Annotated in this window: 13 protein-coding genes; 7 read left to right on the top strand and 6 right to left on the bottom strand. The window is 62.1% G+C overall.

The window, feature by feature from the left end; all coding sequences use genetic code 11:
* Window positions 1-13: 13 nt before the first annotated feature.
* The gene (gene nadE / locus O148_RS0104545; RefSeq protein WP_026529964.1) at window positions 14-838 is read right to left on the bottom strand and encodes an ammonia-dependent NAD(+) synthetase; all 825 of its coding nucleotides are present in this window, start codon (window positions 836-838) and stop codon (window positions 14-16) included.
* A 166-nt stretch (window positions 839-1,004) separates the two neighbouring features.
* Between nadE and O148_RS0104540 the strand changes: the two genes are divergently transcribed.
* Window positions 1,005-1,454 (top strand): rhodanese-like domain-containing protein, encoded by a 450-nt coding sequence (locus O148_RS0104540; RefSeq protein WP_051619838.1) that lies wholly within the window; start codon window positions 1,005-1,007, stop codon window positions 1,452-1,454.
* Between the two features lie 157 nt (window positions 1,455-1,611).
* Here the strand turns inward: O148_RS0104540 and O148_RS0104535 are convergent, their stop codons facing one another.
* Genes O148_RS0104535 through O148_RS0104520 form a run of 4 tightly spaced genes read right to left on the bottom strand, consistent with a single transcriptional unit; the run spans window position 1,612 to window position 5,675 of the window.
* A complete protein-coding gene (locus tag O148_RS0104535; RefSeq protein ID WP_026529962.1) occupies window positions 1,612-2,388 on the bottom strand; it encodes a ThuA domain-containing protein in 777 nt (258 codons plus the stop codon).
* Window positions 2,385-3,485, bottom strand: coding sequence for a Gfo/Idh/MocA family protein (locus tag O148_RS0104530; protein ID WP_026529961.1), 1,101 nt, complete (start codon window positions 3,483-3,485; stop codon window positions 2,385-2,387). Before O148_RS0104530 ends, O148_RS0104535 begins: the two co-directional genes overlap by 4 nt.
* A gap of 32 nt (window positions 3,486-3,517) precedes the next feature.
* Window positions 3,518-4,513 carry a sugar phosphate isomerase/epimerase family protein gene (locus O148_RS0104525; protein ID WP_026529960.1) on the bottom strand — a complete coding sequence of 332 codons (996 nt, stop codon included), beginning with the start codon at window positions 4,511-4,513 and terminating at the stop codon, window positions 3,518-3,520.
* 7 nt (window positions 4,514-4,520) lie between these two features.
* Window positions 4,521-5,675 (bottom strand): Gfo/Idh/MocA family protein, encoded by a 1,155-nt coding sequence (locus tag O148_RS0104520; RefSeq protein WP_026529959.1) that lies wholly within the window; start codon window positions 5,673-5,675, stop codon window positions 4,521-4,523.
* 94 nt (window positions 5,676-5,769) lie between these two features.
* On the opposite strand from O148_RS0104520, the gene O148_RS0104515 reads away from it, so the two are divergent.
* The 3 genes from O148_RS0104515 (at window position 5,770) to pyrE (ending at window position 8,332) form a co-directional block, all read left to right on the top strand.
* Window positions 5,770-6,951: an ROK family transcriptional regulator gene (locus O148_RS0104515; RefSeq protein ID WP_169737501.1), complete on the top strand. Its 1,182-nt coding sequence runs from the start codon at window positions 5,770-5,772 to the stop codon at window positions 6,949-6,951.
* 168 nt (window positions 6,952-7,119) lie between these two features.
* Entirely contained in the window at window positions 7,120-7,599 is a 480-nt protein-coding gene (locus O148_RS0104510; protein ID WP_026529957.1) for a hypothetical protein, read from the top strand.
* Window positions 7,600-7,768: 169 nt separating this feature from the next.
* Window positions 7,769-8,332 (top strand): orotate phosphoribosyltransferase, encoded by a 564-nt coding sequence (pyrE, locus tag O148_RS0104505; protein ID WP_026529956.1) that lies wholly within the window; start codon window positions 7,769-7,771, stop codon window positions 8,330-8,332.
* Here the strand turns inward: pyrE and O148_RS0104500 are convergent.
* Complete coding sequence (locus O148_RS0104500; RefSeq protein WP_240470800.1) at window positions 8,329-9,069, bottom strand: HAD-IIA family hydrolase; 741 nt, start codon at window positions 9,067-9,069, stop codon at window positions 8,329-8,331. The genes pyrE and O148_RS0104500 overlap by 4 nt on opposite strands.
* Before the next feature lie 209 nt (window positions 9,070-9,278).
* Between O148_RS0104500 and O148_RS0104495 the strand changes: the two genes are divergently transcribed.
* From O148_RS0104495 to fbaA, 3 genes are all read left to right on the top strand, one after another.
* Window positions 9,279-9,926, top strand: coding sequence for a TrmH family RNA methyltransferase (locus tag O148_RS0104495; protein WP_026529954.1), 648 nt, complete (start codon window positions 9,279-9,281; stop codon window positions 9,924-9,926).
* Window positions 9,927-10,068: 142 nt separating this feature from the next.
* Window positions 10,069-11,085 carry a magnesium and cobalt transport protein CorA gene (locus O148_RS0104490; protein ID WP_026529953.1) on the top strand — a complete coding sequence of 339 codons (1,017 nt, stop codon included), beginning with the start codon at window positions 10,069-10,071 and terminating at the stop codon, window positions 11,083-11,085.
* Window positions 11,086-11,153: 68 nt separating this feature from the next.
* Window positions 11,154-12,173, top strand: coding sequence for a class II fructose-bisphosphate aldolase (gene fbaA, locus O148_RS0104485; RefSeq protein ID WP_026529952.1), 1,020 nt, complete (start codon window positions 11,154-11,156; stop codon window positions 12,171-12,173).
* Window positions 12,174-12,182: the final 9 nt, after the last annotated feature.

Genomic DNA, 12,182 nt, shown 5'->3' with positions numbered 1-12,182 from the left:
AGGAGCTAGGGGCTTACTTACGCCACCACTCGTCAAAGATCGTGACCGGCAAGTTCCGCTTGTGCCGGGTCTTCAAGTACTTTTCTTCCAGGCGCTCGGCGGCTTCGGCCGGGATATCGCGGCCTTCGAGGTAGTCGTCGATGTCGTCATAGCGCAGACCCAGTTCGGCTTCATCGGCCTGACCGGGTTTGCCGTCTAGGAGATCCGCCGTGGGGACCTTTTCCACCAGCGCCTCGGGCGCACCGAGCGCGGTGAGCAGCTGCCGATTCTGACGTTTATCGAGCCCGTAAAGCGGCAAAATATCTGCACCGCCATCGCCGAACTTGGTGAAGAAACCCGTCACCGACTCCGCGCCGTGGTCGGTCCCGATGACCAGCAAGTTTCGCTGGCCGGCCAGCGCGTACTGGGCGACCATGCGGATCCGCGCCTTGACGTTGCCCTTGTTGAAATCGGCAATCGGCTCCCCGGTTGTTTGCGCAAATTCCTGCTCCAGCCCATCCACGGCCGGGGCAATATTAAACGTCCAGGTGGTCTTGGGTTTGATGAATTCGAGGGCCGCCTGCGCGTCGGCCTCATCGGCCTGCACCTTGTACGGCAGTCGCACTGCAACAAAATCCGCGTCGATGCCTTCCGCGGTCAGCTCCTCGACGGCCAACTGTGCGAGCCGCCCGGCAAGGGTGGAATCCACGCCGCCGGAAATGCCCAAGACGAAGCCCTTGGTTCCGGTCGCCTTGAGATAGTCCTTGAGAAATTGGACGCGGCGGGTGATCTCTTCGTTGGCGTCGATCTCGGGACGGACGCCCATTTCTTCCACGATGGTGGCCTGCAATTCGCGCATGTGTCCAGCCTAGCGCGGCGGCCATGCGGGCACCTCACAATTTCCGCACAACATTGCCGAACGTGACGTCGCTGGAACCGCGCCATTCCGGGGATCTCCGAGTTTTACGTGTTCAGATTCTGGTCAAAGTTGTGCAGAAATTGCGGCGAAACGTCAAGATGCAATCATGATCGCAGAACTCTCCCGCCGCGAGGCGCAAATCGCCTGGCTCACGCACCGCCTCAGCTTTGAAACCGATCCAAGCGACGTTGCCGCCGCCCGAGCGGCAGGTGAAAAGTTCGCGCTCCTCGACGTCCGGGACGAGCGCGCCTGGAAACAGGGGCACATCCCGGGCGCGCACCACGCCCCAAACGCCGCACTGCTGGAGACTGTGGCTGCCCTCGGCCTGAGCGCCGAATCCCCGATCGTCGTCTACTGCTGGGGCGTCGCGTGCAATGGCAGCACCAAGGCCGCGCTCGCCCTTGCCGAAGCAGGCTTCGAGAATGTGCGGGAAATGATCGGCGGGTACGAGTACTGGGTCCGCGAGGGTTTCGCATACCTCGCCTTTGACCCGGAGGCAGGCAAAGAAGTACGACGGCGGAACGCACCCGATCCGCTCACCGCACCTCTCGCGTGACTCACCACCGCGGTCAGTGGAGCCCGCCGTACGTGCGCTGTCCGCCGTCGGGGGCGGCACTGTCCAGCTCGGCGCCGTCGCGCGCTCATCCGCTAGTTGCATTTTCATGACGCAATTGCGGGATGAAAACGCAATTGGCGGATGAACGGGGTGGGGGTTAGCGCCAGGTGCGGGGGACGTTGGGCGCGGAATCCGGTTCGCGCTCGGCAAGCGGTCGCGTCGGCTCCGCCCACAGCACGGCGTTGGCCAGCACTCGGCGGATGTCCGGGTGAAAGTACACCGGGTATTCCTGGTCGCCGGGGGAGAAGTAGAACACTTTGCCGTGGCCGCGGGTGTATGCGAGTCCGCCGCGGAACACCTCTCCGCCGTCGAAGGAGGAGATGAACACGAGCTCATCCGGCGCAGGAACGTCGAAGAACTCCGAATACATCTCCTGCTTTTCCAGCCGGATTGGGCTCGGCACTCCGGCGGCAATCGGGTGCTCTGGGGCAACCGTCCACACCAATTCGCTCTCCCCGTCATTGCGCCAGCCCAGCGAACACGTGGTACCCATGAGGCGTTTGAAGATCTTGGAGTAGTGCCCGGAGTGCAGCACAATCAGTCCCATCCCGCCGAGTACTGCGCGGTGCACCCGCTCGACAATGGCATCCTCAACCTGATCGTGAGCAATGTGCCCCCACCACAACAACACGTCGGTCGTGGCCAATCGTTCCTCGCTCAGGCCGTGCTCGGGCTCCTCCAGGGTGGCAGTGGCAACCTCAACCGGCCGCCCGCCAAGAATCCCGGCAAAAGTCTCCGAGCCGAAGAGCTCATTGAGTCCGGCAGCAATCGCACCGTGGATGCCCTCCGGATAGATCGCCCGGATGTCCTCTTGAGTCCTTTCGTGGACGTTCTCATTCCACACCAGGACGCGCAATGGTTTCAGGTGGCTCACAGCGCAACTTCCTTCCCAGTCCGGGCGCTCTCATAAATGGCGTCGATGATACGCGCGCGTTCCAAGCCCACCGAACCGTCATACTTGGGCCATTCCATCGGACCGGCCTGGATCATCGCGATAAAGTCCTCGATGACGGCGTCATGGGCGCGGTGATCCAAATTGTCCAAGATGGAGTCATCGTCCACGCGCTCGCCGTCCGGTCCCACGCCGTCGCGGAACACCCGCACGGTCGCTTCGGCGTAGTCCTGAGATTCCAGCTCCACCGCCCCTTCGGTGCCGTGAATGCTAATGCCCAAATTGTCCCCGGGGGAACGGTAGAGCGCCCAACTGGTTTCCAGCGTCAACGCCAGGTTGTTTTCAAACCGGATGATGGCAGAGCCCAAGTCCTCAACATCAAAGGTGTCATCGATGGCCCCGGACTTCTCCGAATCTTTGTCCGGAACCGCCCCGCCCTTCCCGGCCGGTCCCAGCTCGGAGAACACCACACCGGACACGCTGACCGGTTTCGGGTTCCCCAAAAGGTACAGGGTGTAATCCAGAATGTGCACGCCGATATCGATCAGCGGCCCGCCGCCGGAGAGCTGGCTGCGAGTAAACCAAGAGCCAATCTTCGGGATCCCGGCGCGCCGCCACCACCACGCCTTGGCGTAGTAGGGCTTCCCGATGCCGCCCGCATCCATGAGCTCCTTGATTGCTGCGACATCCCCGCGGCGCCGGTGGTTGAACACCACATCCAGCACCCTCCCGGCCGCACGAGCCGCCTCCACCATGCGCATCCCTTCGGCGGCATTGGCGGCGATCGGCTTTTCGGTCAGCACATGCTTTCCGGCCTCGAGTGCCGCAATCGCGATCGGCGCGTGCAGGAAGGTCGGCGTCGCGATGGACACGATGTCCACGTCGGGGAGCGCCACCAGGTCCTTCCAATCATCGAAGGCCTGCGCAATCCCGTATTCGGCAGCGAGGGAGTCTCGCACGTCGACCTCCAGTCCTGCCAACGCCACCACCTCGGTGTCCGGGTGCGCGGCAAATTCGCGCACGTGTTGTTGACCGGCCCATCCCAGGCCCACTACGCCAACGCGCAGTTTTTCTTGCATGGCTTACCTTTCCCAGCTAGCTCTAAAGAAATCTATTGCTTGAACGCCGCGTCAAAGGACTGCGAACTCGGCGTGAAACCGTAATGTTTCATTGCCGCCAACGCCTCGGGGGCACCTTCCAAACGGTCCATCCCGGCGTCTTCCCATTCAATGGAAATTGGCCCGGTGTACCCGATGGAGCGCAATGCCCGGAAGGACTCTTCCCACGGCACGTCCCCGCGTCCGGCGGACACAAAGTCCCAGCCGCGGCGCGGGTCTCCCCACGGCAAATGCGAACCCAAACGGGTGTTCCGCCCGGTCACCCGCACCTTGGTGTCCTTGCAATCCACGTGGTAAATCCGGTCTTTGAAGTCCCAAATGAAACTCACCGGATCCACCTGCTGCCACATCATGTGACTCGGATCCCAGTTCAGTCCAAACGCCTCACGGTGCCCAATGGCCTCCAACGTGCGTACCGTGGTCCAGTAGTCATAGGCAATTTCGCTCGGGTGTACTTCCAGCGCAAACCGCACACCCTCCTCATCAAACACATCCATGATCGGGTTCCACCGGTCGGCAAAATCCTGGTAACCGGCGTCAATCACCGATTCCGGCACGGGCGGGAACATGGCCACGTAGGGCCAAATCTTCGAGCCGGTAAACCCGACCACGGTGTCCACACCCATCCGACGAGCCAGCCGCGCCGTGTTGGCAACGTCCTCGGCAGCGCGTTGCCGCACACCTTCCGGGTCGCCGTCTCCCCATACCCGGGGCCCAACAATATCCTTGTGCCGGAAGTCAATCGGGTCATCGCAGACGGCCTGCCCCTTCAAATGGTTCGAAATCGCCCAGACGCCCAGCCCGTACTTCTCCAAAATCCCGAGCCGCTCGGCAATGTACTCGTCATCATCCCAGCGCGAGGCGTCCAAATGCTCCCCGGACACCGCGATCTCCAGGCCGTCATAACCCCATTCGGAGGCGTATTTTGCGACCTCCTCAAGCGTCAAATCCGCCCATTGGCCGGTAAATAAGGTGTATTTTTGCGCCATCGCCGCCTCACTCCTGGATTGCTACCGCGCGCGAATCCTCGCTCGCGCTGCGTTCAATTGCTGCCAATACTTGCTGGACTTTTAAACCGTCAAGGAACGACGGCGATGCCTCGCCCTGGGTGCCAATGGTCGCCAAAAAATCGGCGAACTCGGCAGTAAACGTCTCGGCCCAACCGATCACATGTCCGGGCGGCCACCAGGCGGAAAGATACGGGTGTTCGCCCTCGGTGACCAGGATGCGATGGAAACCTTGGGTCTCCGTGTCGTCCTCGGTCGTGAAGAACTGCAGCTCGTTGAAACGTTCCAACTCAAAACGGAGCGCGCCCTTTTCGCCAAAGATTTCTAGGGTCAGCCCATTCTTCGCGCCCGTGGCCATGCGGGTGACCTCGACGCTTGCGATCGCCCCCTCGGCGACGTGACCGCCTGCGAGCGTGAGGGTTGCCCAGGCGGCGTCGTCCACGGTGACGGGTTCCTTATCGCCATGGTCATTGGTGCGTTCGGTGACAAACGTGGCCAGGCGGGCACTCGCCGTCGTAATTTCTGCGCCGGTTAAGAACCGTAGCTGATCGATCACGTGCGAGCCCAGATCGCCCAATGCGCCGGAGCCGGCGGTGTCTTTGCGCAGCCGCCAGGTCATGCCGAAGTCGGGGTCGGCGAGCCAGTCTTGTAGGTAGGCCGCGCGTATCTGGCGGACGGCGCCGAGGCTGCCTTCGGCGATGATTTTCGCTGCGAGGGCGAGTGCCGGGACGCGCCGGTAATTGAACGCGACCATGGATTTTTGGCCGTTTCTCGCGGCGCTCTGCGCTTCGGCGACCATCTCTTGCGCTTCGTCGAGGGTGTTCGCGAGCGGCTTTTCCACGATGACGTTTTTGCCCGACTTGAGGGCGGCAAGGCCCATTTCGGCGTGCAGGTAGCCGGGGGTGCAGATGTCAACAATGTCGATGTCCGGGTCATTGACCACGGCCTGCCAGTCGGTGGAGGCGTGTGCCCAACCGTACTGTTTTGCGTTGGCTTCGGTAGTTTCCGGGTTGGTACCGACCAGGGTGTGCATGCGGATGGGGCGAGTGTCGAAGGTGGCGTGCACATTGCGCCAGCCGTTCGAGTGCGCCTTCCCCATGAAGGCCGTTCCAATAAGGGCTACGTTGAGGGGTTTTTCGCTCACGGTGTTAAACCTAGAGAGACTTTTGACGGCCGTCAAGCAAAAGTTGGCGTATTTTGGTTATTAGTATGTATTGGGATGCGAGGAGGTGCGTGCCGTGGTTGCTGTGGATGCGCATGGTCTGGTGACTGATTCCAGTGCCGCCGGGTTTTTGCAACTGGTGCGGGAGTCTGGGCCTCTGACGCGGGCGGACCTCGTCGCGCGAACCGGGCTGCCCCGTTCCACGGTGGTGGCGCGCCTGGCTCCGCTTTTGGACGCTGGCTTTGTCGTGCAGGATTCCGCCGCACCCTCGACCGGCGGACGTCCGGCGGAAACCTTTGCGTTCAATCCGGGAGCGCGGCTGGTTGTGGCAGTGGATGTGGGTGCGACGCACACCGCGGTTGCGCTAACCGACTTGAACGGCCACGTGTTGGCGTCGCGCGAGTGCGCAATCGAGGTGTCGGCGGGTCCCGAGGTTGTGCTGGGGCAGATTATGAAAGACGCCCGCGCTTTAGTACCTCGATCTAAGGCGAGGCGCGCGAAGGTGGCGGGTATCGGCGTCGGACTTCCGGGGCCCGTGGAGCACGCGCGCGGCCGGGCGGTGCGCCCGCCGATTATGCCCGGCTGGGACGGGTTTGATGTGGGCGCCTTTCTGGCGCCGCTGGGCTGGCCAGTGCTGGTGGATAATGACGTGAATCTCATGGCGCTGGGGGAGCGCGCGGCGCATTGGAGCGGCGTCGCGGATTTTCTGTTTGTCAAGGTCGCGACCGGTATCGGTGCAGGAATTATCGCCGGCGGCATGTTGCAGCGCGGGGCCGATGGGACGGCCGGTGACATAGGCCATTTGCCGGTCGCTTCGGGGCTCTCGGGGTTTGGCTCGGGGGTGCCGGTGCGGTGTGCGTGCGGGAATGTGGGGTGTTTGGAAGCGGTGGCGTCGGCGCGGGCGCTTGTGCGGGAGCTGGATTCTGCGGGGGCGCTCGTTTCCGGGACTCGCGGTCTCATTGACGCGGTCGCCGCGGGCGATACCGCGGCGGTGCACGCGGTGCGCCAAGCGGGGCGGGACATTGGCGAGGCGCTGGCGAGTTGCGTGAATTTGCTGAACCCATCGGTCGTGGTGGTGGGCGGGGCGCTCGCGCAGACCGGTGAGGTGTTGCTCGCCGGGATTCGCGAGGTGGTGCATACTCGCTCTTCACCGTTGGCGGCGTCGCGGGTGCGGATTGAGCTTTCGCGCGCGGCCGGGTCCGCGGCGGTGTTGGGTGCGGCCGAAATGGTGGCGCGGCACGTGCTCGCGAAGGTGTAGACGCGTCTGTTTGCGGGGGCCGAACTCCGACCGTGGTCGGAGCTGCGGGTGACAGTTTTCCGCCCGCAAGCCGAGGTGCTCGGCTGCGGTTCCTTGACAGTCTGGATATACCGATATTCGTGTCCGTCCCGCGCCTGTGCGCGCGGAGACTATTTTCAAGGAGCCGTTTTGAAGACTCACACCCGATCCGCCGCAATCCTGACCGCAGCCCTGGGGGCCGCCGCACTGTTGACCCTTTCCGGGTGCGATGCCTTGGACACCTCCAAGGTCAAGGAGGCGAGTTACGCCAATGCGAGCGAAATGCAGCAAGGCACCATCGAGTTGCAAAATTGGATCCCGCGCGAGGCGACGGACGTGAAGTTCAAATACTCGACCATGGTGGACCGCAGCCCGATCACCACGTTCAAAGCGTCTGCGGCGTCGCTGCAATGCGAATCCGGTGCCACCACCGTTGAGGGGACCAATTACGCTCCGCAACTTGAGGCCGACTGGATGCCGAAGGACGCCGCGAGCCGTGCCACTCTCCAGTGCGGTTCCTTCTTCTACTACGCCGATGGCGACCGGATCATCGCCTGGGACGCCGCGAAGCCGGACTATGACAACCCGGAGAACAAGATGACGCAGACGCCGGTACCCGCTAAGCCGTAGTGACTTTCGCCGGAAGCGGTTTCGGCAAGGGGAAAGCTTTCCCCCAGCGCCGAGACTGCAGGTCTCCCCCCCCATGGCCGCGTCATTAAGGGGAGGCCGGGCAGGGCGCGAGATCGGGGCCGAGGCCCGGGAAGCGAGATGGCGGGGCGGGTCGCCTAAACTAACAACCATGACTTCAGACCCCAACGGCCCACGCAATCGCCTCATTCAACTGATCAAGGAATTAGCCGTGGTGCACGGCAAGGTGACGCTCTCCAGTGGTAAGGAAGCGGACTATTACGTCGACATGCGCCGCGCGACTCTGCACAGCGAGGCGTCCTGGCTGATCGGTAACGTCATGCTGGATCTGCTGGATGAAGCCGGGATCGAGTTCGATGCCGTGGGCGGCCTCACCATGGGGGCCGACCCCGTTGCCACCGCAATCATGCACGTCGCCCGCGAAAGGGGACGCGCGGTCGATGCCTTTGTGGTCCGCAAAGCCGCGAAGACCTATGGCATGGGCCGCCAAGTGGAAGGCCCGTCGATTAAGGGGAGGAACGTCGTCGTACTTGACGATACGTCCACGACCGGGAACTCAAGCCTGCAAGCTGTGGAGGCCGTGCGCGAGGCCGGCGGCAACGTGCAGGCGCTCGCCGTGGTGGTGGACCGGGATACCGGCGCGGCCGAGAACGTGCGCGAAAAGGGCGGGCTGGATTACCTGTTCGCCGTGTCGAAGGCGGACCTCGGACTCTAAATCTCCGGCACCAAATCAGCGACCGAATTGAGCACCTGATCCGGCCGGAACGGGTATTTGGCGATGTCCGGGCGCTGCGTGATCCCGGAGAGCACCAGCACGGTCCGCAAGCCCGCCTCCATGCCCGCAATGATGTCGGTGTCCATGCGGTCCCCGATCATGGCCGTTGTCTCCGAGTGCGCCTCGATCCGGTTCATGGCCGAGCGGAACATCATCGGATTCGGTTTGCCGACAATGTACGGGTCGCGGTTGGTGGCCGCGGTGATGAGCGCGGCAACGGCACCAGTCGCAGGTAGCGGGCCATCGGCGGACGGGCCGGTCGCGTCCGGGTTGGTGGCGATGAATCGGGCGCCGTCCAGGATGAGTCGGATCGCCTTGGTGATCGCCTCAAACGAGTACGAGCGCGTCTCCCCGAGCACCACAAAATCCGGGTGCTGGTCGGTCAGGATGAAGCCTGCCTCGTGCAGGGCGGTGGTGAGCCCGGCCTCGCCGATGACGTAGGCGCGGCCGCCGGGCATTTGGTTTTTCAGAAATTGCGCGGTCGCGAGCGCCGAGGTCCAAATGTTTTCCTCGGGAATGTCCAGCCCGGACGCCTTGAGCCGCGCGCGCAGATCACGCGGGGTATAGATCGAGTTGTTCGTGAGAACCAGGAACCGCTTAGAGGTATCGACCCAGCGATTGATGAGCTCGGCCGCCCCGGGAATCGCCTGGTTCTCATGCACCAGCACCCCGTCCATGTCGGTCAGCCAGCACTCGATTTCGCTGTTGGCGCGCGCGTCCTCGCGCTCGGCCTGCTCAGCTTGCTCGTGCCGCTCGGCCCGCTTCAAACCCTCATCCGACATGGCGCCTCCTCAAGAATCCTGAATCTCTCCTGACACCAGCGTAGTGGCACCGGCTAAGGTGTAACAGCAACCGTTCGCCCACTCCGCCCGCGCAAGGACCCGCCATGACCCAGGAAACCCCCGAGAATCTCCCCGAAATCGGTGTTGGCCCGTGGGAGGGCCCGGCCCCCGAGGGTGATCAGTGGGACCCCGAGTTGCTGGCCGCGGGCGATCGGCGCAACGTGGTGGATGAGTACCGGTACTGGAAACATGAGGCGATCGTCGCGGATTTGGACACGCGCCGCCACAACTTCCACGTCGCCATCGAGAACTGGCAGCACGATCTCAACATCGGCTCCGTGGTGCGCACCGCGAACGCCTTCCTCGCCAAGGAGGTCCACATTATCGGCCGGCGGCGGTGGAATCGCCGGGGCGCGATGGTCACCGATAAATACCAACACATTGTTAATCACGACGGCGTTGCCTCCTTTGCCGCGTGGGCTCGCGAGGCGGGGCTCGCCATTATCGGTATCGACAACTTCCCTGATTCGAAGGAATTGGAGACCTTTGATCTGCCCCGTGATTGCGTCCTGGTCTTTGGGCAGGAGGGTCCGGGGTTAACTCCAGAAATGCACGAGGCCGCGTTGGCAACGCTCTCGATCCGACAGTTCGGCTCGACGCGCTCGATTAATGCTTCTGCCGCGGCGGCCATTGCCATGCACTCGTGGATACGACGCCACGTCTATGAGCAATTACCCCTACGTGGAGCGTAACCGAGTACGCTCGACGGAGTTTTGGCGGTACCCTGACAGAGGCCCGGTTGTCACAAATCATCTTTTTGTACCGCGCTTTGTCATGCCCAATTGTGAGGCATGTTATCCATAGCAAATTTTGAGTCGCCGAGGAGGGTGAACAATGAGCATTGTCGATAGTGCAATCTACGTGGGAGGGAAGCGGGTGGACTCTCCTAGTTCGCTCAAGGAGACCTTCCAGAATTTGGACGAGCACGGCGGTATGGCCTGGATTGGGCTTTACCGGCCGGATGCCTCGGAGTTGCGATCGGTCGCGCACGAATTCGACCTGCACCACCTCGCTGTGGAAGACGCATTTGAAGGGCACCAGCGGCCCAAGTTGGAACGCTACGGCGACACACTGTTCACCGTGTTGCGCCCCGCGCGCTACATCGATTCGCGTGAAGAGGTGGAGTTCGGCGAAATTCACATTTTCACCGGCAAGGACTTTGTTGTCACGGTGCGTCGCGCCGAATCTCCCGATCTTGGCCGAGTACGTCGACGCCTGGAAGCGCACCCGAGCCTCCTGGACGGCGGCCCCGAGTCGGTGCTGTATGCCATCTTCGACCAAGTGGTGGATGAGTACGCCCCGGTGGTTGCCGGCATGCGCAATGACATTGACGAAATTGAAAACGAGCTCTTTGGCGACGATGAGGAAGTCTCGCGGCGTATTTTCGATCTGTCTCGCGAGGTCATTGACTTCCAGCGGGCTACCCAGCCTCTGGTGGGGATACTCAAGAGCCTGCAATTGGGCTTCGACAAATACAGTGTTTCCGAGGAGTTGCAAGTCCGTCTGCGCGACGTGCTGGACCACGCCATTTCGGTGAGCGAACAAGTGAATTCGTTCCGCTCGATCTTGGAAAACGCGCTGACCGTGCACGCAACGGTGGTGGCGCAACGCCAGAACGAAGAAATGAAGCGCATGACCGAAACCGCGCTGGAGCAGAGCGAACAGACGAAGAAGATTTCCTCCTGGGCGGCCATCATCTTCGCACCGACGCTGATCGCTGGTGTCTACGGCATGAACTTTGAAAACATGCCAGAGTTGGCGTGGCCGCTGGGGTATCCCATGGCGGTCAGTGCGATGGCGGCCATGGCGGTCACTCTGTATTTTGTCTTCAAACGCAACAAGTGGCTGTAGATCGCTAGGATGGTTCTATCAGCCCAAGCAATGACGCTGGGGAATCTCATGCTTTAGAGGAGTTTGTTGTGCCGATTGCAACACCGGAAATCTACGCGGAAATGATCGACCGGGCGAAAGCTCAAGGCTTCGCCTACCCCGCGGTGAATGTAACCTCGTCTCAAACGCTCAACGCAGCATTGCAGGGTTTTGCGACCGCGGGCTCGGACGGCATTGTGCAGGTTTCCACCGGAGGCGCAGCCTACTGGTCCGGTGCCAAGGTCAAGGACATGGTCACCGGTTCCCTCGCGTTCGCTGCCTATGCGCGCGAAGTGGCCAAGAGCTACCCGGTCAACATTGCGTTGCACACCGACCACTGCCCCAAGGACAAGTTGGACGGGTTTGTGTTGCCGCTGTTGGAAGCCTCGGAGAAGGAAGTGGCCGCCGGTCGCGATCCGCTGTTCCAGTCCCACATGTGGGACGGCTCGGCCGAGACACTGGAAGAAAACCTGCGTATCGCCAAGGAGCTGTTGGCTCGCACCAATAAGGCGAAGATCATTCTCGAGGTAGAAATCGGTACCGTGGGCGGTGAAGAGGATGGCGTGGAGAACGCGATCAATGAGAAGCTCTACACCACCGTCGCCGATGCGCAGGCCACCATTGATGCGCTGGGTACCGGCGAGAATGGCCGCTACCTGACCGCGCTGACCTTCGGTAACGTGCACGGCGTGTACAAGCCGGGCAATGTGAAGCTTCGCCCGGAAATCCTGAAGGAAATCCAGGACGAACTGGGTGCCAAGACCGGCAAGAAGGACCCCTTCGACCTGGTTTTCCACGGCGGTTCCGGGTCCTCGCAACAGGAGATCGCGGATGCGGTGTCCTACGGCGTGGTCAAGATGAACATCGATACCGATACCCAGTACGCCTACACCCGTCCCGTTGCCGGGCACATGTTCACCAAATATGACGGTGTGCTCAAGGTAGACGGCGAAGTCGGAAACAAGAAGGATTACGATCCTCGCGTCTGGGGCGCCCTGGCTGAAGAAGGTATGGCTTCCCGCGTGGTCATCGCCGCCGAAGAGCTCGGCTCTGCGGGCAAGGGCCTCTAGTCTTTCGGG

The sequence above is a fragment of the Haematomicrobium sanguinis DSM 21259 genome, from assembly GCF_000688395.1.
GTDB classification, from domain to species: Bacteria; Actinomycetota; Actinomycetes; order Actinomycetales; family Micrococcaceae; genus Haematomicrobium; species Haematomicrobium sanguinis.
Note: the sequence above shows the minus strand (reverse complement) of the source record. Positions and strands in the feature narration are given on the sequence as shown.